Annotated in this window: 18 protein-coding genes and 1 pseudogene; 12 read left to right on the top strand and 7 right to left on the bottom strand. The window is 65.5% G+C overall.

Annotated elements, in window-relative coordinates:
- Positions 1 to 5: 5 nt before the first annotated feature.
- Positions 6 to 1253 (bottom strand): pentapeptide repeat-containing protein, encoded by a 1248-nt coding sequence (locus ACZ7OU_RS47880; RefSeq protein WP_470260388.1) that lies wholly within the window; start codon positions 1251 to 1253, stop codon positions 6 to 8.
- A 420-nt stretch (positions 1254 to 1673) separates the two neighbouring features.
- Between ACZ7OU_RS47880 and ACZ7OU_RS47875 the strand changes: the two genes are divergently transcribed.
- Both ACZ7OU_RS47875 and ACZ7OU_RS47870 read left to right on the top strand, forming a co-directional pair.
- A complete protein-coding gene (locus tag ACZ7OU_RS47875; protein ID WP_470260387.1) occupies positions 1674 to 2234 on the top strand; it encodes a hypothetical protein in 561 nt (186 codons plus the stop codon).
- Between the two features lie 621 nt (positions 2235 to 2855).
- Positions 2856 to 3170, top strand: a pseudogene (locus ACZ7OU_RS47870) (hypothetical protein); the annotation flags it as partial.
- Here ACZ7OU_RS47870 and ACZ7OU_RS47865 read toward each other — a convergent pair.
- Positions 3088 to 3705 (bottom strand): hypothetical protein, encoded by a 618-nt coding sequence (locus tag ACZ7OU_RS47865; protein WP_470260386.1) that lies wholly within the window; start codon positions 3703 to 3705, stop codon positions 3088 to 3090. The pseudogene ACZ7OU_RS47870 and the gene ACZ7OU_RS47865 sit on opposite strands and share 83 nt — an antisense overlap.
- Before the next feature lie 62 nt (positions 3706 to 3767).
- Here ACZ7OU_RS47865 and ACZ7OU_RS47860 point away from each other — a divergent pair, with 62 nt between their 5' ends.
- From ACZ7OU_RS47860 to ACZ7OU_RS47850, 3 genes are all read left to right on the top strand, one after another.
- Positions 3768 to 4322 carry a phage tail tube protein gene (locus tag ACZ7OU_RS47860; protein WP_470260580.1) on the top strand — a complete coding sequence of 185 codons (555 nt, stop codon included), beginning with the start codon at positions 3768 to 3770 and terminating at the stop codon, positions 4320 to 4322.
- Positions 4323 to 5180: 858 nt separating this feature from the next.
- A complete protein-coding gene (locus ACZ7OU_RS47855; RefSeq protein ID WP_470260385.1) occupies positions 5181 to 5618 on the top strand; it encodes a hypothetical protein in 438 nt (145 codons plus the stop codon).
- A 292-nt stretch (positions 5619 to 5910) separates the two neighbouring features.
- Positions 5911 to 7794, top strand: coding sequence for a pentapeptide repeat-containing protein (locus tag ACZ7OU_RS47850; RefSeq protein ID WP_470260384.1), 1884 nt, complete (start codon positions 5911 to 5913; stop codon positions 7792 to 7794).
- Positions 7795 to 8349: 555 nt separating this feature from the next.
- On the opposite strand, the gene ACZ7OU_RS47845 is transcribed toward ACZ7OU_RS47850, so the two are convergent.
- Entirely contained in the window at positions 8350 to 8682 is a 333-nt protein-coding gene (locus tag ACZ7OU_RS47845; RefSeq protein ID WP_470260383.1) for a hypothetical protein, read from the bottom strand.
- Positions 8683 to 10254: 1572 nt separating this feature from the next.
- On the opposite strand from ACZ7OU_RS47845, the gene ACZ7OU_RS47840 reads away from it, so the two are divergent.
- Together ACZ7OU_RS47840 and ACZ7OU_RS47835 are read left to right on the top strand one after the other, a co-directional pair.
- On the top strand, positions 10255 to 13737 hold the full coding sequence (locus ACZ7OU_RS47840) for a caspase, EACC1-associated type (RefSeq protein ID WP_470260382.1): 3483 nt from the start codon (positions 10255 to 10257) through the stop codon (positions 13735 to 13737).
- 9 nt (positions 13738 to 13746) lie between these two features.
- The gene (locus ACZ7OU_RS47835) at positions 13747 to 14142 is read left to right on the top strand and encodes an effector-associated constant component EACC1 (RefSeq protein WP_470260381.1); all 396 of its coding nucleotides are present in this window, start codon (positions 13747 to 13749) and stop codon (positions 14140 to 14142) included.
- Between the two features lie 238 nt (positions 14143 to 14380).
- Here ACZ7OU_RS47835 and ACZ7OU_RS47830 read toward each other — a convergent pair whose 3' ends face one another.
- Both ACZ7OU_RS47830 and ACZ7OU_RS47825 read right to left on the bottom strand, forming a co-directional pair.
- Positions 14381 to 15262, bottom strand: coding sequence for a TRADD-N-associated membrane domain-containing protein (locus ACZ7OU_RS47830; RefSeq protein WP_470260380.1), 882 nt, complete (start codon positions 15260 to 15262; stop codon positions 14381 to 14383).
- A gap of 194 nt (positions 15263 to 15456) precedes the next feature.
- Entirely contained in the window at positions 15457 to 16224 is a 768-nt protein-coding gene (locus ACZ7OU_RS47825; RefSeq protein ID WP_470260379.1) for a hypothetical protein, read from the bottom strand.
- Between the two features lie 387 nt (positions 16225 to 16611).
- Between ACZ7OU_RS47825 and ACZ7OU_RS47820 the strand changes: the two genes are divergently transcribed.
- Positions 16612 to 17508, top strand: a complete 897-nt coding sequence (locus ACZ7OU_RS47820) for an ATP-binding protein (RefSeq protein ID WP_470260378.1) — start codon at positions 16612 to 16614, stop codon at positions 17506 to 17508.
- Between the two features lie 800 nt (positions 17509 to 18308).
- Positions 18309 to 20228, top strand: coding sequence for a DUF7380 domain-containing protein (locus ACZ7OU_RS47815; protein ID WP_470260377.1), 1920 nt, complete (start codon positions 18309 to 18311; stop codon positions 20226 to 20228).
- Positions 20229 to 20300: 72 nt separating this feature from the next.
- Here the strand turns inward: ACZ7OU_RS47815 and ACZ7OU_RS47810 are convergent, their stop codons facing one another.
- Positions 20301 to 21125, bottom strand: a complete 825-nt coding sequence (locus ACZ7OU_RS47810; RefSeq protein WP_470260376.1) for a hypothetical protein — start codon at positions 21123 to 21125, stop codon at positions 20301 to 20303.
- 883 nt (positions 21126 to 22008) lie between these two features.
- On the opposite strand from ACZ7OU_RS47810, the gene ACZ7OU_RS47805 reads away from it, so the two are divergent.
- Both ACZ7OU_RS47805 and ACZ7OU_RS47800 read left to right on the top strand, forming a co-directional pair.
- Positions 22009 to 22224, top strand: coding sequence for a hypothetical protein (locus ACZ7OU_RS47805; protein ID WP_470260375.1), 216 nt, complete (start codon positions 22009 to 22011; stop codon positions 22222 to 22224).
- Between the two features lie 112 nt (positions 22225 to 22336).
- Positions 22337 to 22621: a hypothetical protein gene (locus ACZ7OU_RS47800; RefSeq protein ID WP_470260374.1), complete on the top strand. Its 285-nt coding sequence runs from the start codon at positions 22337 to 22339 to the stop codon at positions 22619 to 22621.
- 206 nt (positions 22622 to 22827) lie between these two features.
- On the opposite strand, the gene ACZ7OU_RS47795 is transcribed toward ACZ7OU_RS47800, so the two are convergent.
- Positions 22828 to 23133 (bottom strand): hypothetical protein, encoded by a 306-nt coding sequence (locus ACZ7OU_RS47795; protein ID WP_470260373.1) that lies wholly within the window; start codon positions 23131 to 23133, stop codon positions 22828 to 22830.
- Positions 23134 to 23875: 742 nt separating this feature from the next.
- On the opposite strand from ACZ7OU_RS47795, the gene ACZ7OU_RS47790 reads away from it, so the two are divergent.
- The gene (locus tag ACZ7OU_RS47790) at positions 23876 to 26317 is read left to right on the top strand and encodes a hypothetical protein (RefSeq protein WP_470260372.1); all 2442 of its coding nucleotides are present in this window, start codon (positions 23876 to 23878) and stop codon (positions 26315 to 26317) included.
- Positions 26318 to 26671: the final 354 nt, after the last annotated feature.

Here is a 26671-nt window from a genome sequence, read left to right as displayed (position 1 = left end):
AACTTCTACGGCGTACCTCCTTGAGGGTCGGGAGGCGCCTCGTCAGGTGGCGGTGCGGCATGCGTAGTCGGGTCGAAAGAGAGCCGGTTTCGGGTCGCCCCGTCGAACCGGGCGTCGCCGTCGAACACCGTCCCGTCGAACATCGCCTCCCTAGTGAACATTGCCCTGTTGAATCGGGCGTTCCCGGTGAACGCCGCCCTGACGAACTCGGCGTCGCCAACGAACATGGCCTCGTCGAACCGGGCGCCACCAACGAACGTCGCTCTGTCGAACCGGGCGCCACCGGCGAACGTCGCTCTGTCGAACCGGACGTGGCCGGTGAACGCCGCCCTGATGAACTCGGCGTCGCCGGCGAACGTCGCCTCGTCGAACCGAGCGTGCCCGGCGAACGCCGCACCTACGAACCAGGCAGAGCCTGAAAATGCTGCCCCATCAAACCAGACGTCACTGTTGAACGTCGCATCGGCGAACGCGGCGTCGCCAACGAAGCTTGAGTTCCTGAAGCTGGCTCCGGCGATTGTGCAGTTGGCGAGGGAGAAATTGATGAGAGTTGCCCCGGTGAGGTCCAAGGCGATTCCGGGCCAAAAGCTGGGGTGAGGGTGATCGCGGTCTTTGCCAGGTTGGAGATGATTTCGTAGCACGCCTTGTGTGGTAAGGCGCAATTCGCTTCCCTGCAACTGACCTTGTCCGGACTGGATATCGGGACGCACTACCGGCCCGCGCGGGAGCGGGGTTGATCGCAGCAGCGGGCGCCGTACACCCAATGGACGGCGCCCGCCGGGCACGGGAGGTGGTGGGTAAGGGCTGCGGAGGTATGCACAGATCACGTTGACCACTATCTGGCGTTGATCGGGGTTGTTCTGCGCGATGCGCTCCAGCGCGTAGAGGCCACTGTGGCTGACTGTGGTCTGAGGTGACCCGAATTGCTCGACGGCCTTGAAGTACAGCTCGTTTAGTCGTCGCTGAGCAGCGTCGTCCTCGGTTGCCTCCGCGACCCGTTCCTGGTGAGCCATAGTGGCAGTGTGGACGTCCTGCTGATGGGCAAGGGCGCGTTCAGTCGAGTCCTGCCGTCGCCAGGACAGGTACAGCGCCACGACACCGCCACTGCCCACCGCAACGCTCAGCCCGACCTTCAGCGCATCCAGCCGAGCGGACACCAGGTCGGCGCCGTTGAGCCCGGCGGTGGCCGGCCACCACAGCACCACCACCGCTGCCGCGGTCACCACGGCGATCACGATCGCGGTCAGCCACATCGTTCTGGGCGACAGCTCACGCAGCCGCGCACGCGGCGCCGCGGGGGCGGACGGCGACGAAAGAGAGGCACCAGGGCTCGAGGGCGGCGTTGGCGTGGCGTCGTCTGTCATGCTCATCTACGTCGCTGAGGCCGGCGCCGATGTTGCAGACCGCCACGGCGGCCGAGGGCCGAGGTTCGGTCACGACCGCTGGTCGCCGTGGTCATGAGCTTCGTGCCAATAGCCCTGGACCGCGCAGGATGCGGCCCGAGAGAATGACCGGTCCCTGTCCATGATCCAGGCCGCACACCGCCGCATCCCCCACCTGGCCGCAGCAAGATTCCGACGGGCCGCCTCAACGGCCGGTCTCCGGCTGAGGGGTCAGTTCGGAATGAGTTTGCGGAAGCAGAGGACCGCGCAGACGAGGCTGAGGGTGGCTTGATGCACGTCGGCTCGGCGTTCGGTGCAGATGCGCAAGCGGCGGACGTTCTTCAGCCACCGGACGAACGGAGAGGCCGCCCGGTTGCTGATGCAGCGATGCCCGGCTCGCCGGCCGCCACCGGCGCTCTTTCGTTCGCGCCGACAGCGGCGTTCTCCGCGATCCGGGTCGTGGCCTGCTCCGCCACCCCGCGCCGCAACGAGCTCATGCGGGGGAGGCGGCGGAACGCACAGTCCCGCTGTCCCGAGCTCGTGGTGTACCAGCACTATCCCGACTGCGACGCAAGGTTGTTCGAGCCGGTCATCGCCGCGGTCGAGGCCCAGGCGGTCGGAGTGGAGGTGGTGCGACCCGGCATCGTCGCAGTCACCGGCGCGGCCGGGTCCTTCGGCGCCGAGACCGCTCTCGGCAAACCGCTCATCGACGAGGTCGACGCGAACGCCGGGGTCAAATGCCAGGTCAGGACCTCCGGCGGTCTGTTCGCTGCGACCCTCACCGCCCGCCGCGCGACCCTGGTTCCTGCCGTCGGGTCGGCGGAGTTCCTGGCGCCGCTGCCCGTCACCTAGCCGAACCGGCCAGGCGACGACCGCGGCGAGTTCGTCGACTTGCTACGGCGGTTGGGCCTGCGCTCCTCGCCGCGTTCGCCGCGCTGACCGAGCGCGACGTCACCGGCCGGTTCCCCGCGACGCGATCATCGCCCACCAGCTCGCTCGCGGCATGTCCGAACGGCCGCCGCTGCGGCGTGCACTTCTGCCGGAATTGTCGATCACCGGGGAGTTCGAGTACCCGCTTGCTCGGGTCGACGAGGCCGCGTTCATCGCGAAGACCTCGACGAGCGGTTCTCGCCGAGGTCGCCCGCCACGGCCGGCCTCGCGGAGCCGGTCGTACCCGACCCGCGGAAGACCGAGGTCGACGAGTTCGGCGTTGCTTCGTCGGTGCGCTGGCCGTTACCGAGGTCGATGACGCCGAGCGTGATGCCCGCTGGAGCGCGATTTTGATGTTCGCTTCCGTCTGCGCATACGTCGGCCGCTTGGTGATCTCGGCGTCTTCGCTGTAGTAGCTGGTCGCCAACGAGACACCGGGCTGCTGGAACAGCCCACACATCGCTCCGGTGACGTGGACGAGGTTCGAGAAGACCTCGACGTCGAGGGTGCGGCTGAGTGCGTGGTTGATCAGGTCGGGCAGGCCGGGTGCAGCGCGTCGGCGGGTCCGACGACCAGATCACCGACCACCCGCGCATGGAGATCATCTGCTACGGCGCCGACCGCGCCGATGCCTGGCAGTTGGCCGAGAAGTGCCGCCAGCTCCTACTCGGCGGTATCAGGACACGGGTCGCCGGCGTGCTGATCGATGCCGCACGCACCGACAACCCGCCGACGCAGGTTCCGTACGCCAACACGACAGACACGCGTCGGGTTGTCAGCTACTTCCGTCTCGGTTGGCGGAGGCCCTTCGCTCAACGTCTTCCTTCAACGCGACTGCACCCTCATGCTTCTTCTTGAACTCTTCCAATGGGATATCGGGTGCTCGCACGACCGTGCCATTGCCGAGGTGGACATTGACTTCAATTCGATCTCTCACGGCGAATCCAGATTTTGGCTCAATTGCTCGAACCCAAGAGCTAAGGTCGAAGGCGTATTGTCGTGTCGAAAGCGCCTCTAGCTTACAGTCTTCGCTTTCGCTCAACTCGGGGGCATAGAACGAAAAGTTCGAATGTCCTATGGTGTCTAGCTTAATATCCAAGGCGTCTAGCTTAACTTCCACCTTGAATATATGAATGGCAAGTCTGCCCTTATTGACAACTTTCAGGTTTGCGACAATGCAGTTCATTTGGCGCTGGTCGAAGAATTCGACTACTTGCCAGTCCTGTACACCGTCAGCCTCGCGAGGCCAAGGGCGTGACTCCAAATTTATTTTCGCTTCGACTTGAACAAGTGGACCACTCCGACGAAATGACGTCATGTTCCAAGTCAAAGAACCAATTGAAGCTGCCATGGAGGCACCAGAGACGATGAGAGCCCAGTGGGCAACATCCATGTCGTTTCCTTCCTCGAAGACGAACAGCCTAACGGCTCGACCGCAAGGAGACTGAGTCCTAGCTGACTGCACCAACCACGACGACCTACGACCAGCTCAAGAAGAAGCAGCGCGATCTCATCCGTAAGGCGTTGGAAGGCTCCATCTTCATCGCTGACCGCTCCGCGGACTTGCCGACAGCGCGCACCTCCGGCGCTGGCGGGGACCTGCTTGCCCTGCCGTGCGGGCACGAGGACATCGGCTGGGTGGACAAGGGCGACGGGGCGACCTGGAGCCGGTCGGTCGACACCTCGGAGGTCGACTCCTGGGGCGCGGTCGAGCCGACCCGGACCGACATCACCAAGCAGACCGACGGCCTGGAGTTCACCGCGCAGGAGACCAAGCGCAAGACGCTGGAGCTGTACGAGGGCACCAACCTCTCCGGCGTGGTACCGGACGCGACCAGCGGCGAGGTGCGCTTCGACCGCCCGTCCCGACCGAGCACGCGGTACTTCCGCGCCTTCGGCCTGTTCGTCGACGGCGCTGGCGCGGACGCGACGCGCCGCCGAGCTCGAGCGGGAGGAAATGGTCCTCCTCATAGTCGGACATGCTGGTGTCGGCGTAGCCGTAGTCGATGATGCCCTGCTTCTTCAAGCCGTTCGTGTAGGTGGTGGACGGGCGGATCGTCGCGGTCCAGCCGGACACGCAGATCGTCGACCCGATCGTGGACTGAGTGACGTCCGGGTTCTCCACGCCCGGCGTGCAGGCCGGGTCCGGCAGCGGCAGGTAGGCTTGGGAGCACGACGCAGCGGTGAACTGGGGACCAGCTGCGCCGCCGCCAGCAGCATAGGCCGGGACAGCGATCAGGCCGGCTGTGACGGTAACCGCGGCTGCGGTGAGGCAGACGCGAAGTACATGGCGGCTCATCCTGGGGTCCTTTCGCAGAACGACAGCGAATCTGCCGAGGGCTCGGCGTTCGGTGGTCATCACCATGCGCAGCATCCGGCGACGACACGGCGACAGTGAAGAAGCCACCAGATGACGACGCCACAGCGAAACTGTTCACCACGTCGGGTTGCTGTCACACCGTCCGGAACATCCCGACCTTCGACGGGCCGGGCCGCCGGCGGGTACGGCGTGGCGGTGAGGTCAACGCCCACGGAGCCGGTAGAAGTTGAACAGCTGTCAGATCTCGGTCCACTCCAAGACGGGATCTCACTCCCCCCCACCGCAGTCGCTCACGCAGGAGATCTCCGTGCCCTTTTCCCGGTCCGGCATAGGCCAGTGGGCCGTTGTCGTGCTCGCCGCCGCAATGGCTGTCGCCGGCTGCCATGCATCCGACGCGGCGACTCCAGCCCCGACGACAACGACGGCGGCGGCTTCGGGTGACCTGCCGGTCGGGGACTCCGCTGCGGCGATGCCCGGGCCGGGCACCTGCAAGCTGGGCAGCCGGGACGGGCCAGCCGCTGCCCGACCCGCACTGCACCCCCGGCGCCGTGAACCTTGCGGTGCGGCAGGACACCATCAAGGACACGATCTGCAAAACCGGGTGGACCAAGACCGTCCGCCCGTCGACCTCGAAAACCAGCACGATGAAGGCCGCCTCCGCCCGCTCCTACGACCTGGCCCTCGGCGACAAGGGCGAGTACGACCACCCGGTCAGCCTCGAACTCGGCGGCGCCCCCGACGATCCCCGCAACCTCTGGGTCGAACCCGGCACGATCCCGAACCCCAAGGACGCCGTGGAGAACAAGCTGCACGCGGCCGTGTGCTCCGGCCTGATCCAGCTCGCCCCCGCACAGAAAGCGATCGCCGCCGATTGGGTGATCGCGTTCGACATCGTCGGCCTGCGGGTCGCGGGCGGGAAGGTGTGCCTGCGCGACAAACCCACCAGCTGCGTGAACGGTCACCGCGGTGACGAGGACGGCAACTGATCTCACGCGAAGGTCGGCAGCGCGAGCCGCCGCCCGTGAGCGACCCTGCCAAGCCGCCAGTCCGAGCGCCTGCGGAGTCCCGGGTGTCACAATGCAAGACCACAACCGTAGCCATGGCAAAATAGGCGCCATCGCGGTCGAGCGCTGTCATCCACGCCGCCGCTCCGACCGCGACGGGTACAAGCCTCGAAGGCTGACGGTGGTCGGTCCGGCCACGACCATCGATCAAGGGAGATAGTTGTTGATCAATACGGGCGCGGCACCCCAGGTGCCGATGAGGCTGGTTTGAACGATGACAAAGCCATTCAGCACAGCCACTGACGATCTCGAACCGAACTGGTCGACTTGCGGAGCCAATGCCTCTCCGGCCTGCCGAGGAATTCGCGTCGCCGAGTTCAACTGCTGCCTTGCACACCTTGAACGCGACGAACTCGGGCACGCCCTCAGCGCCCTTCACCCTGGAGCCGATTTCGACGCTCGCGGCACTCCATTCTCCCGCGAACTTCTCGACAAAGTACTCGGGGCCGTCACACCGACAAGCCCTGAAACAGCAGAAGGTCCCCAATTTGGCCTACTGTGTCTCGATGGCGCCCATTTCACGACAGAAGTCGACTTCAGCAAGGCGCGGCTCAACAGTGAGGCGAGCTTCGCGGAAGCCCAGTTCGACTACTACGTAGACTTTCACAAAGCAGCCTTCCGCGCGAGTGCAAACTTTGACATGACCCAGTTCGCCGAAGCAGCCAGCTTTGACTCCGCATATTTTGACGACTCAGCTTGGTTCAATTGCTCTAAATTTACTGGGGCCGCGGTCTTTAATGGCGTCGAGTTCTGCAAGGACGTCAACTTTGAACGAGTACAGTTCGACAGTTACGTGTCATTCATGCACACCGGATTCAGTGGCAACTGCAGTTTCGAGCGTGTGCGATTTAGCGAGGCCACCGAATTCCTCTACCCCATATTTGAACAAGAGGTCAGCTTCAGAAAAGCTTGCTTTGATGACACGATCGCGCTCGGAACGCTGACAGCGCGACACGTGTCACTAGAAGAGGCAGCGTTCGCCCGTTCGGTGACGTTGAGGCTTGAAGCCGGGGAGGTGTCATGCGATCTCGCGCGATTTGAGGGTGGGGTATCGCTGCAAGTTCAGTACGCGACCGTGAGCCTGCGGCATGTCAGCTTTGGCCAACCGTCGTCACTTTCGGGACGTTCACCCGAACAGATTTTTGGTAGCGACGATGTCCCAGGCCTAGTGCGTAGCTGGACGGAGCGTGCGGCCACGCGTCGCGGCGCTGACGACTCACGGTCTACCCGCGGAGAATTGGAGGAGTGGATCCCCGGGCTCACGACTCTAGAGGGCACCGATGTGACCGAACTAGTGCTCATGGACGTTGACCTGCAATGGTGCCGATTTGCGGGGGCGCACCATTTGGACAAGCTTCGGATCGAAGGGCGCAGCATTTTCCACGCCCCACCCAGTGGCTGGCACGCTGCATTGACATGGCCACCTGTGTGGCGCTGGACGTACCGCCAGGTGATCTCTGAGGAGCATGGGTGGCGGTGCAGAAGGTCCGACGGTAAAAGGGGTGGCTGGCAGGCGCATCCAGATGGCGACGCAACTGAACAGGTCGGACCGGAGCGGCTGGCAGTGCTGTATCGGTCGCTACGCAAAGCCTTGGAGGATGGCAAGGACGAAGCTGGCGCCGGCGACTTCTACTACGGCGAGATGGAAGCTCGTCGCCACGCTGGCCCAAGTCGTGATCGCGTGGTATTAGCCGTCTACTGGTTGCTCTCTGGGTACGGGCAGCGCGCCCTGCGCGCGGTGGCATGCCTAGCTGCACTCATCGCTGTCTTGACCATGCTGCTAACGGCCTGGGGAGTGCCCGCCGACAACACGCCACAGCTCGCAACCGGCAGCATTACGCCCGGCTCAGCCCGCACGTCCCAATCAGTCACCCTTCAGGTCCAAGAAGCCCCGGTCGTTTTGCCGCCGTCTGGGCAACGATGGACGGCCGGTCGGCTTGGAAAGGCGTTCCAGTTGGCGCTCGGGTCGGTGGTGTTCCGTGATGCCGCTCAGAAGCTCAGCCCTGCCGGAATGTGGACAACCATGGCAGGACGCTTCCTCGGCCCGATCCTGCTTGCTCTCGTAATCCTGGCCATTCGTGCCCGCGTCAAGCGATGACTTAGCGTGAGACTCCGCCCTATTCCTCAGAGGACTCGGGGACCTGCACTGCCACCCTGTTGATCTTGAGCATGTGCGCGGCATCGTCGCCTTGCTCCGCAGGAACGTGCGGCGCCGCGCAAGCCGGCTCTTGTACGAGTCAATCTCCGAGTCAGCACAGATGGCCTCAAGCGTAGGTCGGAGACGATGTGTTCCTCGCGTCGATCCTCGGTCGGAATCTCCTCAAGGTAAAGTTGACTGTCGAGCCCTCCGTCGAGGATGTCGCGACGTGGCTGCGTCTTCTGCATGGTTACCACTGCGGGACCAGCACGACCCGTTCGCCCTTAACACGGTCGCGACGCACTGCGGCTGGTCCGGTTAGTTGCTAGCCTTTCCCCTGCCGAGCTGCTCACCTCATCAGACCATGGTTGGCTGGCCGCACTCACGCGTCCCCGCGCCGATTTTGGTGGGGTCTTTGTCGACGAGCTGGATCTCCACGCTGCATTGCGAACGCCGGCCGTTACCACTGGTGCACGGGGCCGCCGCACCGCTGGTCGGAGGCAGCGTTGCGGTTGATCAGGACGCCGCACGGGCGCCAGGCTCGGGCAGGACGAACAGGGCGTGTTGAGCTGGATCGTCGGGTTCGCCGGCCAGCCGCAGGCAATTGCGGCAGCTGACCTGCTGGTGGGTGGGGGTGAACTCGCCGTCGGCGCCGAGCCCAGACCAGCCTTGATGGCAGGCGGGCGCGGGCACGGTGAGGCTGTTGATCCAGGGCACCCAGGCGACCTGGTGGGCGACGTCGGAGCACCCGATATGCAACCGCATCCCGGTAAACAGCCGGTGCTGCGCCGCGGCGAACTGCACCGGGTCGACCCGGGTGACCCGGAACAGCGGGATCGGCTCGCTCACCCAGCCATTATGGCCAGCGGAGCGGGCCGGGGTTCGTGGATTCAGCTGGCGCAAGGCCACTATCTCGGCGCTGGCATGACTCGGCTGTTCACGGGCCCGGCGGCAAGGCGGGGGGGGTTCCCTGCCGCCGGGGCCGATTGCGGCGCGATGGCGCCGCACATGAGAAGACGTTTCGCACCGTGGGGGCGTTACTGGCCATCGGCCAACGGCTCCTCCGGGGTGAGCCCGGCTTGAGGCCAGCCTTACCGGCGCCGCAACCGCGCGGGACGCGGGACGATCGTTGATGGTGGCGGCAGGTGATTAGATGGGTAACACCGCCTTCGGATTCCACGACCGATTAGCAACGACTGTCGAGGGAAGCGTCACACGATGAGCACATCTGGCCGGCACCTACAAGTCGGCCCGCCGTCACCATCAGGCGGGACGACGGGAGTTTCGGGACGTCCGAACGGGTGATTCTCGTCGCGACGACCGGTGATAACGCCACGGGACATGCGCAAGAAGTGAGACTCGGCTTCTCCTCTCTTCACGACCGAAGCCATCCTGACGCCATGCAGCCACCGCGATTAATCGAAAAAGAACCGCGGAACGTTTGGTGTCACGACGTGCGCACGCCACCCTCCTCTCATGACCTGCCGTAAACGGTCGCCGGGCTCAAGACCCGGCGCAACTCCCAGCGATCCGCCTGCCTGGCGGCTGGCCTTCCACCTTCTACCCGGCCCGGCTTGGGGCGTCGCGTACGCCGTTCTGGGGATCGCCGCGCTCGTCACGTTCGCATGCCTCGCACCGTCAGCGCTCGGCATCGCGGCCCTGACCGCCACCCCAGTAGGAGTCGCCGCGAGAGTCAGGTCCAGCTTGCTCCAGCGCCGCCGAGCAACCACCGAAAAGGCTGAGCACTTTCCGGACCGCTCGAAGAAGTCCGGAGCAGGACCGTTCACTTCACCTCCGACCTCCACATCGGACAGCGACGCGTCGCCGAGATCCGCGGCTTCGCCTCCCCTGACGAACACGACGAGCGCCTGGCCGCGAACTGGCGAGCCACCGTAAAGCCGCCGACTCGCCAACCCGTGCCTTGGAGGTCCTAGCCGACCTGCACGGCGAGAAGAACCTCATCTTCGGCAACCACGACACGGCACGCCCGATGAACCGGGACACCCACCGCCACCTGCGGACCTACCTGGAAGTCTTCGCCCATGCCGTTCGGTCCAGTCGCGTCATAGCGCGATCCGATACGGGCTGTCAGGTCCGGCAGGACCTGAACCGGCCCGACCTGCTCCGCGCGCGATGATCTCCTCCCATCGTGCACGAGGGCCAACTGCGTCCAGAGCCGGCGGCCGAGCCGGACGCCCGCGAGTAGATCTTGTCCACGTCACGGTGTGCGGGCTACCCGCGACGGAAACGCGCGAGCAGTTTCATGATCGGTGCAATTCAGGTTGGGGCATCACCCATTATGGGAACAGCTGATGGGTGAGCGCCGGATTGGGCGGGTGCGTGTAACGCGGCCTGGCTGACGGGAGATATTGCTGTCCGTGGGCGACAGCACGAGCAGCCGGCAGGCCACGGCGAGGTCGCGTGGCTGACCTGCGTGGAGCGCGCACACGGGCGGTCCTGATCGGGACCGGATGCGCCACCGGAGGCCCCGGTGCTGACGGGCTGGCCGGCATCCCGTCCGTGGGCGCGACGATCGCCGATCTGGCCACGGTGCTGGTGGAGCGGTGCGGGATGGCTGCCGGGAACGTCCGCGTCGTGCTCGACCCGGCGCTGCCGTTCGACGTCGGGGAGGCGCTCGCGCAGGAGGCTGCGGCCGCGGAAGACGCGCTGCTGATCTACTTCTGCGGCCACGGGCTGGTCAGCCTCGACGGGGACCTCTACCTGGCCACGGCCGCGACCGACCAGCGCGCCGGATACCTGACGCACACCGCGGCGGCCTACGGCCAGCTGCGCAACGCGGTGCTGGACAGCCCGGCCCGGGTGAAGATCGTCGTCCTGGACTGCTGCTACTCCGGGCGGGCGTTCGAGACCCTGGGGGACACGGCGGGCACCGCGGCGACCGGGTTGTCGCGGATCCACGGCGGGTACGTGCTGACGGCGGCCGGCGCGAACGAGGCCGCGCTGGCGCCGACCGGCGAGCGACACACCGCGTTCGGCGGGGCACTGATCCGCCTGCTCACCGAAGGCGACCCGGACGGCCCCCCGGACCTAACGCTGCAACACGTGCACTCCTACCTCCGCGAAATGCTGCCCGCGCGAGGCTTTCCCCGCCCGCGCCGCTTGGCGACCGAAGCTGCCGACAGGTTCGTGCTCGCCCCCAACCCGGCCTACCACCTCAGCGAGGACGAGAACGAGAACGCGGACTCCGTCGCCGGAACCGGTGACGGTGACGTGTGCCCCTACCGCGGGCTGGCCGCGTTCGACGTCGGCGACACGGCCTGGTTCTTCGGCCGCACCCGCGAGACGCGCGAAGTGCTCGACCGGATCGGCAAGGCACAGCCCGGCGATCCGCCGCTGGTGCTGGTCGGGCCGTCGGGCGTGGGCAAGTCGTCGCTGATCCGCGCCGGTGTGGTGGCCGGCGTCGCGCGGGGTGACGACTCGTCCGGGGTACGGCGCACGCCGGTCGTGATGACCCCGGGCCCCCGGCCGCTGCCGTCGCTGTACGCAGCGCTCGGCGAGCACCGCGGGAAAGAGCCAGTGCTGCTGGTCGTCGACCAGTTCGAAGAAATCTTCACCGAGTGCGCCGACCCCGAGGACCGCGACAGCTTCGTCGCGGCCCTCACCGACGGGCTGGACGACGCCGTGGTGCTGCTCGGGCTCCGAGCCGACTTCTACCGGCACTGCCTGGCGTTCCCCGCGCTGCGGCAGGCCCTGGAGCGCAACCAGGTCCTCCTCGGCCCCCTCACAGGCGACGAACTCGGTACGGCGGTCCAGGCACCGGCCGCAGCCGCCGGGCTGACCCTGCAGGCCGGGCTCGTCTCGATCGTGCTGGACGACGTCCACGACCAGGCCAAAGCCCTCGCGACGGACCGCGGCGACGGGCTCGACCTGCAGCAGGCGGAAGTGCTGCCGCTGCTGGCCCACGCCCTGCGGGAGACATGGGCGCGCCGCCAGGGGCGCCTGCTCACCGTCACCGGATACGTCGGCTCCGGCCGCGTGGCCCGGGCCGTGGAGAACTCGGCCGAACGGGTCCACGACGGCCTCGATGAGCAGGGGCGTGCGGTGCTGCGCACGCTGGTGCTGCGGCTGGCGGCGGTGCGCGAGGGAATGGCCATCACCCGCCAGCTGGTGCCGCGGGACACACTTGCCGAGGACGCCGGGCCGGACGCCGAGCGGGTGCTGGACGCCCTCATCGCGGCCGGGCTGGTCGTCGCGGACGGCGACGCGCTCGGCTTGGCGCACAGCGCGGTTCTCCGGGCGTGGCCACGACTGCGGACGTGGCTCGAGGAAAGCCGTCAGTCGGTGCTGGTCCGGCGGAGCCTGGCAACCGCGGCGGACCGCTGGGACCGGGCGAACCGGCGAGCCGGCCTGCTGTACCGGGGCACGGAGCTGACGGTCGCCGGGGCGCTGGCCGGCCAGGACGACGTGCCGCTGCCGGAGCTGCCGCGGCAATTCCTCGACGCGAGCACGGCGCGCCGTCGCCGTAAGCGCCGCAGGCTGGGCGCCCTCGCCGCCGCGGCCGTCCTCGTGCTGGGCACCTCGGTGGCGGTTTTCGCCAGGGACCTGTGGTCCGGGCCGTCCGGGCCGTGCCCGGCGGGCCTGCAACCCTCGAGCAGCGTGTCCTTCGGCGACGAGTGCGTGGGCGTGACCGACGGCAGCTACGTGTTTAGACCGGAACTGGCCGACGTGGAGCACCGGATCGCCGGGGAGAACCAGCGCGTCCTCGAGGAGCACCTTGCCGACCCGGGAGTTTTGTTCGTGACCGTGGTGTTCCTAGCTCCATTCCCCGTGGCGGGCAGCGGCGCCCTCACCGTGGACTCGGTGCGGCACCAGCTGGAGGGAGCGCACGCGGCCCAGGCCGAGGCCAACCGGTCCGGCCGACTGATCAGGCTGCTCCTGGCCAACACCGGTGCCTCGGGAGCGGCATGGGAACCGGTGGCCGGGCAGCTCGCGGCGGCGAGTGACCCCGTCGGTGTGGTCGGCATGGGCCCCAGCACGACCGCGACACTCGACGCGGTCCGCGCGCTGAACAACCGAGGAATGCCCGTGGTCGCCGGAATCGCGACCGCGGATGATTTCGACACCCTTCCCCTCTCGAATGTGCTGCGCATGCGGCCCGCCAACCGGCAGCTCGTCGCCGTGATGAGTCGGTATGTGGCCGCCCAGGGGCAGCCGCGGCCGACAGTGCTGGTCGCCCAAGCGGACTCCGGCAACCTGTACGCCCAGTCGTTGCGGAACGACATCCTCGATCAGATCGGTTCCCGGCAGGGAAAAGTGGATACACTCGCCTATCTCCCCTCGAACACCGCGGTGACGGGGTTCACGGTCGTCATCCGCGGAATCTGCGCGGCCGGCGCCGAATCTGTATTCTTCGCCGGGGGCAAGGCGGACCTTCCGCCGTTCCTGGAGTCGCTCGCCGCCCGGTCGTGCCCCGATCCGATCGAGGTATACGTCCCGGAATCCGTCGACGAGCAGCTCGGATCCGATCTGCGAGCCAAGCTCGCCGCCGGGAAGGTCTCAGTCACCGCGTTCGTCCCGGTCGGCTGGTCGGCGCCGCCGGGCCCGGATGGTGAAACCTCGCACCGCTACCGGCTCTACCGCGAAGAGTTCGTCCACGCCGGTTTCGACCAGGCCGGAGCGGCCGCCGCGGACGCGATCTCGCTGCACGACGCGGTGACCACGATGGCCACCGCCGCCGACGCGGCCGCGTCGACAGGCCAGCCCGTCGACGCCGCGGCAGTGCGCACCCAGCTGGGCAATCTCCGCGGGCCGCTGTCCGTGCCGGGCGCCGAAGAGGATCTCCGGTTCACCGGCCACGGCACCCCTGCCCGGCAGACGGTCGGGATCATCCGCTACACCGACGGGAAACCGGGCCAGCGCATCGCCATCGACCACACCGACTAGGAGTCCTCCATGGACATGACGATCCGGATCGCCGACGACAGCACCGGCACGGAACTGGGTTCGCTGAGTCGGTGGCTGAAGGCCGACGACCGGTTCGCCCGCCGTATCCGCGTCCTTCGCGCGGCCACGACCCAGGAGACCCTGTCCGGCGGGCTGCCGGAAGCGATCGCAGTGGCGCTCGCCCCCGGCGGCGTCGCCACGGCGGCCGCCACGGTGCTGATCACCTGGCTCCGGCACCGGACCGGAACGGTCAAAGTCACCGGCACCCGCCCGGATGGCACCACGTTCGAGCTCGAAGCCACCCGGGTCCGGAACCTCGACGCGGCCGGGATCCGCGCGCTGGCCGAGGACGTCGCCGGGACCGGACAGGACCCGGCGGCGACCGCCGAAAAGCCCCGGGAATAAGCCCCTCGCGGACCTGCGCCGCGCCCGCGACATCGCGTACGCGCTCAACGTGCCGTGCCTCAGCGACGACGCACGCGCCGTGATCCTGCCCCGGACGCTCTCCGCGCGGTCGACGACGGCTGGCCAAGCTCGACCCAACGGCCGATCCAGTCCCGGCGCGCGATCGCCTCGGCACGCCCGCACCGACGCCAGCCCCGAGCACATCGCCGACGTCATCGACCGGCACCTGTCTATCGGTTCACGACTCTGAACTATCAGCCTTTGAGCTATCAGGCTTTTTGCTCGACTTCCGTCCCTCCACAGCCCGAAGGGTCGACTTTTCAGCGTATTGATAGCTAGCCCGGATGATCTCCAGGACGGCGTCAGCACGTTTCGAATCGTCCGTTATCTGACTCAGGAGTCGTTCCGCTGCAAGATTTCTGGAGAAGTCCAGTGGTTGGTCAAAGTACGACCGCAATTGCTCCGATGTCGATTTGAACATCTGCATAAACGTTCGAGTCAGGTAGCCAGTTAGAGCCGCACCCACGGCCGCAATTCCACCGGCAGTCAGCACGCCGGCCGGGGACGCCGTCAGTGCTGTAAATCCTACACAAATAAGCAGAACAGTAAAGCCGGCAATGATTGCCAGTTGACTATATCTGTAGCTCTTCGCGGACTGCCCCGTCGCCATCTTATGGTAGATACTCAGCCTCTCCTGAGTTTCCTGCCAGAGCGATTCAAAACTAATTTCAGACGCAGACTTTTTTGCATCATTGTCGTCACCTTCTCGTCTGCGCCTCCTTGCGTCGATCCTCTCCAGCTCATATTCAAGCGTCACTCGGTCCTTGAAATCCAGGACTGAAGAACGCCAAACGCGATGAATTATCTTCAGGGAAGCCGAAGATGAAGTCGCCGTAACCACAACCCCAATAAGTGCCCCACCAGAAACCCCCATTCTGACTGGGCCAGGCTCCGCCAACAACCAGGTGGAAATGTTCAATGCTAACCAAATCGCGAGCACGATCCAGGTTGTCCAAGCGGCGAAGCGCAGCTCCGCCGAGATCTGCCACTTGCCCCGTCGAGTGTCGTCTTTATCAGGCAGGTACAGGTGCAGCGGGCGCCGCGACCACAGCAAGGCCATCAGCTTCAGCAGGCTAGGCATCCCCCTTTGTCGCGACTCGCGTCCCTGACGTTACCGCACGCGCGCCCGTCATTCGATCACGTCAACCGCCTCAAGGAGGTCAACCAGTAACGAGAGCAATGATGCTGGGCGGACAGGTCTGGACGCATACAAAGAGTTCAGGCGAAGGAACGATACGCAGGTTATTGAACCATTCATTTTGTCTCATTTTTGCGTTCAAGCTGACTTTTAATGAAAGTCCAAGTAAGAAGAATCGGTACGCACAACATAAAGAGGACTGCGAGGATTGCCCATCTTATGGGCTTCACGATTCGGGCGAACAACAGCGTTCGATCTGAATGTCTGACATCCCCTTCTCTTACGTTAAGAAAAAGTCCCAAGAGGAATGCGAGCCGTCTATCACGCCTCGGGTGTCCACCCCCACTCGGGCGCATGATCCAACGCCTGCCGGCATTGTCAATCGCGTAAACGCGAGTGATGCGAGTGGATTGATGCCGCATCTCACGACGAGATAGTTCCGGCTTGTCAAACGGTCCCGATAGGTCGATTCGCTGGACGCGACGTGCGACATCGAAGTTGCAATTCACATCATCGATAAGCGTCACAGTTTCTGTCGGGGGGACAACCTGGTCGTAAACGGTCACTTTGCCATCAACTCTAACCAGCTCGGGTATATCGCGCATGACAAGGCTGTAGAATGCAGAATAGTCGACGCGCATTACCCTAACTGGCAGTTGACTCGCGTTCTTTAGCTGAATACGTGGCGCCTGAATAGGCGACCCCATTTTAGGGTCCGAGGTGTGGTCGAACGTATTCCAAACGCCCAGCTCGTCGATTTGCTTACGACGGCGCTCTTGTCGATCTCGACTGAAAATAACAAACGCCAGAATGAGCGAACCTGCACTCGCCCAGGCAGGCACCGTGCCCCAATCCCAGTGGTCTACCCACGTCCACAGATTCAAGCTCGCACTCCTCGCTCAGTTGATATCGCAATATACCCACCGCTGGCGCCTATCTCAATTGTAGAGCGGAGGCACGCATGACTAGGGCAAAATCGCCGGACGATCGTTCTGGCATCCCCCGCTTTGCCCGTAGCGCCGGTTTCAGCTGGCCATCAACACGCATACGGGATCAAGGCCGTCGACGTCGTATTCGTCATCGTTGTCCAGGTCGCAGCCGACCAGGTCAACCCGCTCGTGCCGCGAGACGGCATAGACAGCGATCGGCGAGCCGGCAGTCGTGTAGTGCGGGCATACCGCGGCGGTCAGCCGCGCACACCGCAGCGAGCTTATCCGGACTACGGATACTTTGGCCGGTGAAGGCATCCGCCGGTGCCGGAGTGCCCGGTCGTGGGCGCTGGCCAGGTCCTCCTGCTGCCGCGGGTGCTCCGGGCGCTGATGGCCGACCTCACCGACACCGAGGCGCTCGAGGTCAGCACGTGGCGCTTCCTAGCCGGCGAACCTGCACCTGGCTACAGCGAGCACCTCCGGGTGCCTGGCGTCTCCCCGCTTCCCGACGACACGATCGCCGCGGTAGCCGGATCATTCAGCCACCCGGGACTGCTGACGCTGGCCCACCGCGGCGTCCTGACCGTCGAGGACCTCCCCGAGTTCTCCGCCCGCATCGTCGAGGTCCTGCGCCCAGCGCTGGAGAACGGCACGATCGGCATCACCGCCGCGGCAGGTGCCGAATCCCGCCAGGCCGGGGCGCGCATGGTGTTCACCGCCAGGGACTGCCTGTGCGGCAGCGTCCGCACCACGAAGTGCCGCTGCACCCCGACGCAGCGTGCCCGCTACCTCGCCCGGATGCCGCAGTCCATCTGCGTGGCGCTACGCACATTGCAAGCCAAGATCCCGCGACAGTTGCTGGTTCTCGAACTGTCCACAGTGGAACAAGAGCAGGCGGTCGGGTGGCTCCATGCCGCAATGCTGGTCGAAGGCCATCAGGTCGTCACGTCCTGGTCCGCGCTCAGCGTCACCCAGGACAGCACCACTCGGATCTCCCTGCCGTGTTGGGTCCGTGTGACCTGGCATCTCACGGTCGAGATCGACGGTGCCGAGTGGAACCTCGGCTACATTCACCAAACTTGCAAAGCCGAGCACTGGACTCCCACAGACGAGGCCGGCGGCGGGATCCTGACCCCCGGCGAAGACGACCAGCTCATCCTCACCATCGCTGGAGGAAGCGACGAGGACAACCAAGCCCAACTCGGCCGAGTCCACACCAGGCCGATAGATGAGCCGTAGCTCGCCTTCGGCAACCGACTTCCAGCCGATCACCTAAGCCTGTTCTCCGGCCGCCTGGGAACAACCCAGTCGGACGCACTGAATGAGTCCGCATCGCCCGTCCAGGTAAACTTCACGGCCGCGGCACGTGGGCGGGGGTTCCGCCAGGCAGAATGACCAGCGCGTCGACCAGATAGATCATGCGACGTCTGTTTGCGACCGGTCGAGGGCTCGACACCTGAACACCGGGCGACCGGGTGTTCCCTACGCGTCTGAGGCCATGTCCGCGTGGAACCGCCTCTCGCGATGAAGGTCGGCGCGGCTGAGAACGGCGCGGACGGGCACCAGAACTCCAGTATCCTAGAGGGCTATGGAAGCTGAGAGGTTCCCTTCGCCGCCGTTCCCTGCTCCGGACTCACCAGTTCTGGGCATGATCATCGAAGGTGCCTTGGCGGCGTATGAGTCGGGCGAAGCGACGTCCGGGTAGCCGTGACGCATGCAGCGGTGCATGCCTGGTACGAAGGCCACATCCAGGGCGAGGACGTTTGCCCAGGATGCAACTTCCGCGGCGACTTACCCAAGCAGCACTGGAAAGGCGCAGACAACCGCGACGACTTCGCCGACCAACATTGGAGCCGGAAGGCGCCTCTGCCGCGCAACCACACGCAACCGCCGGTAGATCACCAGGAGGACTAAAGAGTCCAGTTGCCCAGCTTCCACTTCGACAGGAGCACCAGTTCGCACGTCCGGACATGTTCCCACAGATACGACGCTGATCACGCCAGTTTCAAGCGAGCCTGACACGCCAAGAAATCGCAGGCATGCTGTTCCTGCTTCTGCTTAACTACTCGCTCATGAACGAGGGCCACCCCGACGAGGGCACCGCCACCGGGTACGTACACGATCCGACCAAGGTCGAGGTGCTCGCGCAGCTGGTCGACACCGCCTGCGAAGGTGTTAACGACATCCACGACGTCGGCCAGACGATCGAAAACCTTACTGCTGCTGGCCTGAATGATGTCGGCTCGTCGGTTGTGCGAGCTCTGGCCAGCACGTTCCATTACATGCTGTCGGCGAGCGAACTCGGTTCGCCCCAGCCAGGTGCGACCCTGTCACCTCTGGATGACGAACACTCCGTCTATCCGCCAGCGTTGAAAACGACCAACGACCAAGCCCGCGCGCTGTGGCTTGACCTTGCTCGGGCAGTGACCCACCCGATCGCGCTGGCACGCTGCCGCGACATCGCCTTCACACTCCGGCTCGACGGCAGAAACAGCAAGGACCACGCTGAAACCGCCGCTCGCGCCTACCTCGCATGCGTCGGCGGGAGCCTACGTTCCCGCGACCAGAGCTACGGTCTCTTGCGAGCACTGACTATCGCTCGATCGGTGGGATTGACCGACCTAGAGGCTGAACTCACCGCACGGTGCCTGGACAAAGCCGATGAGGTGGTCACTGCGCGGGATGACCTGCACGCCGCACTACCGCTTCTGGACGCTATCCTCCTGCGACGGAGGAAGAACTCGGGCCCGGCACCCGACCCGCGCGCCGCCACCCTGCTCATCACCACGATCGACGTCTACCCGCAGCCCCACCTGGTTTCGGAGACTGCCACTGTCGTACGAGCCAGGCTGACCAACGATCAAACAGCCATCGACAAAGCCAACCGGGCAGAGATCAACGGGTTCATCGCCCAGGCAGACGGCCAGACCGACGGCATGGCCATCCGGTACAACCTCTCGCAGGCGGCTTCGCTGGCCCGCAAGTTCGGCGTACACGACCTCGAGCGTGATGCGACGGCGCGGCTGCAAGCAGCGCCGCCACCCGAGTGGACCACGGTCACCGGCCCCTGGTTCTCGCCGCCCGAGCACCAGATAGCCACCTTCATGCGTCCCTATCGGTACGCCCCGACCTGGCAACAGGCGCTGAGGGCGTGGCTTGCGACGGGCTCACCGGCCGGCTCCCACGAGGTCAACCAGAAGTCGGCCAAAGAGGCATTCGACGTGTCTGTCATCAGCAGGCTCATGACGCACGTCTCCTTCGGCAACAACGATCTTCCGAAACAGGTCCGCACCGGTGACGACGACGCCCTCGCAGCCGAGCTGGTCCACGCCGAATCTCTGGAAATGTCCGCGCAAGGCGAGTTTCTGGCCAGAGGACTCGATCTGATCGTCCAACGCTTCGGCATCCCCAATCAGGACGAACTCGCCGAGTTCCTGGCCACGTACCAGTGCCGCCCACAGTGGGCGGCTGTCCTGGCGACAGCGTTGCGCTTGTACTGGGTGCGCGAATTTACCGCCAGCACGCACCTGGCCGTGCCCAAAGTCGAAGCCGCGGCGCGCGCACTGCTACTCGAACTCAACGAACCCGTCTACCGCGCCTACGTCGGAGACAGCATCGGACAGTTCGGCGGACTCGGCGTGCTCCTCGACCCGTTGGTCGAAAACAACTTCGACCGAGACTGGGAAAGATTCCTCCGAACGTTCCTGCTCAGCGACGGCAAGAACGTCCGCAACAACATCGCCCACGGCTTCACCGACGACGTCGACCGCAGAACTGCCGCGCTCGCGCTGCGCGCAGCCGCAGTGCTGATCACCATCACCTCCACCGAACCCGCCGAACGGGACCGGGCAGCCGTGATCGCCGCGCTGACACACCCCACAGGGCCACCTCCGCGACTCGGCTTGCTGCGGCGCACGCGGCGGGCCATACACGCCGCCGTGCATGAACTGCGTCGCTAACTCAGGCGCGAACCCCGACACGTACCCAGGGCGACCGAAGTGGTTTGGCGTAGCAGCCGGCTACGCCGGATGTCACCAGCCGAGTGTCTCGGCCGGACCGGTTCTTGCGTGCCCGACAAGTCGATAGCGGGTGCGTTTACGCACGGGGTCGAACACCGACGAGTTCCTCGTGGCGGGGAGGACTTGGCGGTCGACCTCCAGGAGCTTGCGGCTGACCAGCTCGGCGGTGCCTGCGGCGCGGGTCTTGTGGGAGATCCGGTAGCGGGCCGGGAACGCGGTGGTGCTGAACCAGACGAGCTCGCGGTCGGCGCGTTCGGCCAGCAGGATCAGCAGCATGACCGTGGCTGGGCCCGACAGGCTTTGAAACGTGCCGTCCAGCCACAGCTCGCGCGACAGCTTGGAGTACATGTGCGTGCGCTTCTGCACGTCGGTCCGGGCGAACTGGAACGCGGTGCTGGGCGGGCTGTAAGCCCGGCCACTGCCGTCTTCCATCCGAATCTCGATCATGTTGGGGTGGCCGGGCTGAGCTGTGATCTTGATCAGCTGGGCGGAAGCGAGAGTTTTCAGCGCGTCGGTGACCCGGCGAGCACCCTTTCCGGTGGGGTCCGTGAGACCAAGCAGGGTCGCCCATGCGCGAGCCGGCTTGTCGGTCTGGTACGGCGGGGCGGCGCATCGCCAGAGCAGCGCGATGTACAGCTTCACCGCGACGATGCCGCTGCGGCCGCCCGCGTAGATCCGGGCCAGCGGTGCCGGGTCAGGGGATGCGTCGTCCGAGACACGGACGAAACTCTTCCGCACCGGGATGTCGATCCGCCGCTGCCCGACTCCGTCGGCCTGATCCTGCGCTGCTGCTAATGCCGTGTCCGGGACGTTATTGCCTAGGACGAACGCTCGCATCCGCGGGCTCAGACCCGCAGGAAGTACAGGTGGCATCGCCGACTGGTCTGCGGTGTCACGTGGACTCATGTACGCCCTCTCTACTTCGCACCAGGAGCGTCGCATCTAATGCACCATAAGGGTATCCCTCAGAGAACCGGGAAGGCGGCGCTTTATGGGACGCAAACGAGGGGCGGCATCGTACCTCAGTTAACCGCATTGGTCAACGGGTTGAGGTGTGCAAATCAGGCTGGTTGTGGCATACTCATCGCACGGAGCTGAGCCGTCCGGGGTGGGCACGTCGTGTGGACGAAAGCCCCGGACCAGCGTCAGCGCCGAGCAAGGCACGCCTCTCGACTTCACCCACGTGGATCGGAGGCCGGTGTCGTCAGGGACGACTGGACTTCCCGCCGTGGGAAGCCGCGAACCCGCGTGGCGGCGTGTGGTGCCGAGCCCTGGCCAGCCGCGTGAAGCGGCATCGGGACGCGGCTGGCCAGGCGTCTAACTGCCTCCGCTGTGACGATTTCGGAGATAGCACCTCGATCTCGCTGCCCCACTGGGGCGGCCGGCGCTCCCCAGGGCATGCCCAGCGTCCGCCTGGACTCCGGTCGGGACGTCGGTGACGTGGCCGAAGTCGGGTGACAGCGAGAGGACGACGAGGACCTCCCTCTGGAGGAAGCGTGTTTGCCGAGGTCGGCTCGATGCTCCTTCCTGGGGCGGAGACTGGGCGAGGTGGTGGCGCTGCCTGCGTCTGCAGCCGGACTCTCGGCTGCGAGACGGCCGACGGATGGGGCATAATGTCGACGTGGAGTCCGTCCGTTTCGGTACCGGTCGTCGAGTGGTCCGCTGGGTCCACTCGTGGTTGCCGGCGTCGTCATGGTCGGAATTTCGTAGCCGTTCCTACTTGGACTTCGAAGTAGGAAAGATCGTCTTCTACGGGATTCTCGTGGCGGTCGCCCTGTCTGCCTACATGCCATCTTGGCTGCCGAAGGAGATCTGGCTCCGGCCACGTCGACCGGAGCCCCAGGTGCGCCGCCTCGTGCGAACGCCGGACCACCCCCTTGTTCCTGCCTTCATCGTCGATGACTTTCTCGATCCCAAGTCATCCGCGGTGAACTGAGCGTCGCTTCGAGTAACCTTCGACGCTGGTTCCTGCCTCAACCGAGCAGGGGACCGGAATGGACCCACAAGTCTGGGTAGCACTGGGCCATTTTGCGGCTGCAAGTCCGATCGTGGGCGCCATTGTGGGCGGCCTGTGGGTGCTGCTGTCCAAGCTGAAATGCGTCAGCGACGCGTACGCCTCGATCTCGGAGACGCGGTCGAAGAAGAAGGCGTGTGAGGTACTCCTCGACCCGGACTCCAGTCCCAGAGAGCGCGAAGGCGCGGCGGTGGTGCTGCAACGACAAGACGTGGCGGGGCCCGAGCAGCCGGGGGCGGTCGCGAAAATCGAGCAGAGCAAAGAGTCCGACTCGTCGGAACACCGGTGGTGGCGGCGAGGGCGACCGAGACCGGACTAGGGCCAAGCGAGACGAGAAAGGCCCCGCCGGGCGTTTCGACTCCGGGCAGCACGGAGGAGCGCACGCGGCGGGGCGGCGGTGGGCTACGAGGTATTCGCACTGCCGACCGCAGAGCTTCCGGACCGGTCCGCGGCACCCCACGGGCTCGCGTCGGCGGACCCAGAGGGTCCGGGCCCTCTACCTTGGAGATCGGCGAGCGCGGCAACTCAGCAGCGACTCCTCCAGGCGCGGACAATGGCCGCGATGCCGGGAAGGAAAGCGCCGAAAGCCCCCGCCGTCGCGACGTACGGGCTCACGATCGCGGCCAAGCCGAGGATGGTGGCCAGCACGCCGAAGAACGCGGCGAGGCCAGTAAAGACGAGCCAATACGGACCGATTTCCTTGGCGAGGGCTCTGACAACCTCGTCCAGCTTGGACGGTTTTTCGAGGGCTCCGGTGGCTGTGGTGGAGCGGCAGCGGGGGTACTCATGGCGCTGATGGTGCCTGTCCGCCAACGGGTACAGCAACCGCACTAGAGGGGGAATGAGGCTTTACCCGGTCGTGACTGCCGTTTTTTGACGCTGATGCAGTTTTCTCCCTATATATGGCACCCTATTCAATCAGGCAACGCCTTGACCTCTAGTGATAGCGCAGCGTCGCAGCGACGTGACGCTCATGACGTCGCCCAATCGCGTGGATGTGATACGAGACACACAAGGGCTGGAGTCGCTTCCCTGGCACGGAACTTTTGAACGCAAGAACCCTCGCTTCCCGAGCAGGGAAACGAGGGCTCTTTCAGCGGCAGGCTCGGCAGACAGATTGGAGCCTGTCCGGCCGAGCGGAGTTGCAGCGGTACTCGGCGGCCGGCTACTCCGTCCGGCACGACGGGCACCGCTTCTCCGTCCGGATGATCCGAGGGCCGCTGGCCGCCTCGTCCGCGGAGCTGGCGAGCTACCGCGTGCCGGAAAACGGCGGCGGCGTGCTCGCGCTCGGCCGGGGTCCGCGATGGAGCCGACGAGTTCCTGGAGGCTCACCCGGCCACCCGGTCGAGGGCGTTGCCGAGGACCAGCAAGCCGTACGCCGTCCGCACGACGACCAGGTCACACACGGTCATCGAGCCGACGCACTCGAAGGTGCGGAGGCGCGGAGTGTGGCGGACTCGTCCGGCGTTAGGATTACGATCATCACCTCCTGCGCTCGGTGTTCGTCCGGGAGCCGCACAGCCATCCGGCGCGTCCAGTCGGCACCGACGAGCAACCTGGGTAAATTGACCCGATGAGCGGGAAACGGCACAAGGAGCGCCGAGCGAGGCAAAAGCGCGAGAAGGCACGACGCCAGCGTGCCATTCCCCCCGCCGTACCGGGCGTGGTGACCGAGATGGTCCAGATCGCCGACCGGTTCGCCCAGTACATCGAGAATTCCGACGGCTACTCGGGCGCTGCAGAAACCGCTCGTCAACGTCTGCGCGAGCTGGCTCAGACGATCGAGCAACGGGCCTGCGGCTTCGACCTGCTCAAAGCGGTTTCCGCCGTACGCGTCGGAATGATCATGAAGCAGGGGGGCCACGGGGTCGAACCGTCTGCAGCGGCCCTCGAAGTGATCGCGCTGATACTGGCGTGCCGCGACCGCTCCACTGAGCCCGTCGTAGGCCAACAAGACCCCGCACGGTTCACATCGGATCCGCTGGAGGCAGCCGCGCGGGAGGCCCTGTCGGTGGGCAGCTTGATCGGAATCTTCGAGTCCCCACCGGGCGACGCGGAACAGGCAGTCGTCTTCCGGTCGGTGCAGCGCGAGGTCAACCTGCGAAACCCGGTCTACCCGCACATGCTGCTCGACACCTTGCTAGGTCTGTTCGGCGACGAGAAGGTCAACGACGTCTGTCGCGAAGTACTGGGTTTTACTGGCCTAGAGGCGGTGCATGTGATGGAGGCAGTGCGCACCGCGTCACTTTCCGCGATACGGCAGCGGTTCTCTCGTATGGAGGAGGCCCGCGACGCATCGCTTCCTTTCCTCGATGCATTCCGCCGCGAGGGCCGGGATCCCACGTCAGAGCCGGATCCCGAGGCCGTGCGCGCAGTCCAGGAGATGTTCGATGCCGTGAACGACCTAACGAAGAACATCTCCGAAGCCACGCTCATCGACGTCAGCGCAATCGCCTCACTGACGGGATACGAGCCAGCCGTCGTCGAGGCCGTGCTGGACACCTTCACCCTCGACAGCGTCCTCGGACCAGAAGAGACCCTGGAACGTTTCTTCCACGGTGACAATCCGCTTCGGACGGCTCCGATCGTGGGCGATCCCGCTGGTCGGCGCATGCTCGTCCACGACGGCCTGGCCCTACCCGCCGTCCGGGAGGTCATCGAAACCCGGCTCAAGGCGGCGGGCCGCATGACGGCCTACGAGGACCACCGTGGGCCGTGGGTCGAGAAAGCGGCCATCGATCTACTCGAACGAGCCCTGCCGCACGCGCGCGTGTACCGGTCGCTCAACTACTTCGTCCCTGATCCACGAGCAGCGCAGCCCCAACTCGAACCGGCCGATTTCACCAAGCGCGTCGAAGCCGACGGTCTTCTGCTCATCGACGACGTCGCGCTGATCATCGAGGTCAAGTCCGTCTCACTCACCGGCGAAGCACGCGGTGGCGTCGCGCGCCGGCTCCGTGGGAAACTCCGGGACATCATCACCTCGGCCGCCGACCAAGCCGGCCGGCTTCGCGACCGCATCCTCACCGACAAGCGCCTCCGCCTTGACAACGGCGAATGGCTCGACCTGAGCGGAGTGCGCGAGGTCCACACCATCGCGGTCGGCCTCGAAGACCTGTCCGGTGTCACCACCACTATCCCTGCCCTGCTTGCCGCCGGGGTTCTCCGGCGCGACAACATCCCCTGGACCGTTTCGATACACGACCTGCGCGTCGTGTGCGAACTGCTCAACCGGCCAAGCGAGCTGATCCTCTATCTCCGCCGGCGCACCCAGCCGGAAACCACGTGGAAGTACCGGGCAGTCGACGAGCTCGACCTCTTCATGCTGTTCCTCGAAGCCCACTTCTACTTCGAACCCGATCCTGAACGCCTCAATGCAGACCTACCGTGGTCGCTCGCACCGCGAACCGGAGAGCAGCGGCGACATCGTGAACAGGTCCCCCAGGTAGTTGAGAGCAGGACCGAACCGCTCGACGCCTGGTACTACGCCAAGGACGACGACACCAACGCAGCCAAACCCGGCTACAACGCCAACGACGCCGTCCTCCGCTTGGTTGATGCCATCACCGAAGCCGCCGAGCCCGGCTGGCTGGCGACCTGCGCCGCGCTGCTTAGCCTGAACAAAGCAGCGCAGAGACAAGCCGGCCGCCGCGCCAAAGACCTGGCCAAAGTTGTCCGTCAAGATGGTCAGCACCACTCCATGACGACTCTGCTGGGTGACGACACCGGACGGCACATGTTGCTCGTCTGGGCCTGCATCGGGCGCCGGGAGCAACCGGCCGAAGCAGCCGAGTACCTGACGCGTTACCTGAAAGCCAAGAAGATCCAAACAGGCGCGTACCGCGCGGCCTGCCTGGTCTTCGACAGCCGCGGTCAAGCCTTGCAACAGCTTCTGTACGACAACACGCCGGTGGATCGAGAAGCAGTACCCGAACCAAGTGCCGGTTTGGTCCCACTCGAACGGATGAGCCGACGTATTCCCCGTCCTGGACGAGCACACGGACCGAAGCGGTAACACGACACCGAGCACAAACGCCCGGCCCGCACCCTGACGGCCGCACGAAGGCGACGACCTCGGATCGAGGTCCCCACGGCTCGATCAACTCGCGACCACGGGCGAGTGTTGCGGTCCGAGTACCGCCTCCTGAATGTGTCCTACGCGGAGATGCTCCGCTCTGCTCGTACCAACTCCACCAGGGCGCGCGACCGGTCTGCGCCTACACCCAGTGCCTTCCGGAGGTTCTCGGCAGAGACCGGCCTCCACATCGCCGCGGGGCAACGCCGACTTGGCTACGGCCGCACGCTCGTTGCCGCTGCCCGCGCCCGCGCAGCCGAAAGCACACCTGGACCGCGCCGCTACCCCGTGGCG

It is taken from the genome of Amycolatopsis sp. NPDC114505 (assembly GCF_055633615.1).
This window is presented reverse-complemented; position numbering and strand designations above follow the sequence as displayed.

Bases quoted from the DNA above. Each gene is read 5' to 3' on its own strand.
- ACZ7OU_RS47835 (WP_470260381.1), top strand. From the start codon at position 13,747: ATGGACATGACGATCCGGATCGCCGACGACAGCACCGGCACGGAACTG.
- ACZ7OU_RS47850 (WP_470260384.1), top strand. From the start codon at position 5,911: ATGACAAAGCCATTCAGCACAGCCACTGACGATCTCGAACCGAACTGG.
- ACZ7OU_RS47880 (WP_470260388.1), bottom strand. From the start codon at position 1,253: ATGTGGCTGACCGCGATCGTGATCGCCGTGGTGACCGCGGCAGCGGTG.
- ACZ7OU_RS47790 (WP_470260372.1), top strand. From the start codon at position 23,876: ATGAGCGGGAAACGGCACAAGGAGCGCCGAGCGAGGCAAAAGCGCGAG.
- ACZ7OU_RS47810 (WP_470260376.1), bottom strand. From the start codon at position 21,125: ATGCGAGCGTTCGTCCTAGGCAATAACGTCCCGGACACGGCATTAGCA.
- ACZ7OU_RS47815 (WP_470260377.1), top strand. From the start codon at position 18,309: ATGCTGTTCCTGCTTCTGCTTAACTACTCGCTCATGAACGAGGGCCAC.
- ACZ7OU_RS47875 (WP_470260387.1), top strand. From the start codon at position 1,674: ATGCACGTCGGCTCGGCGTTCGGTGCAGATGCGCAAGCGGCGGACGTT.
- ACZ7OU_RS47865 (WP_470260386.1), bottom strand. From the start codon at position 3,705: ATGGATGTTGCCCACTGGGCTCTCATCGTCTCTGGTGCCTCCATGGCA.
- ACZ7OU_RS47830 (WP_470260380.1), bottom strand. From the start codon at position 15,262: ATGGCCTTGCTGTGGTCGCGGCGCCCGCTGCACCTGTACCTGCCTGAT.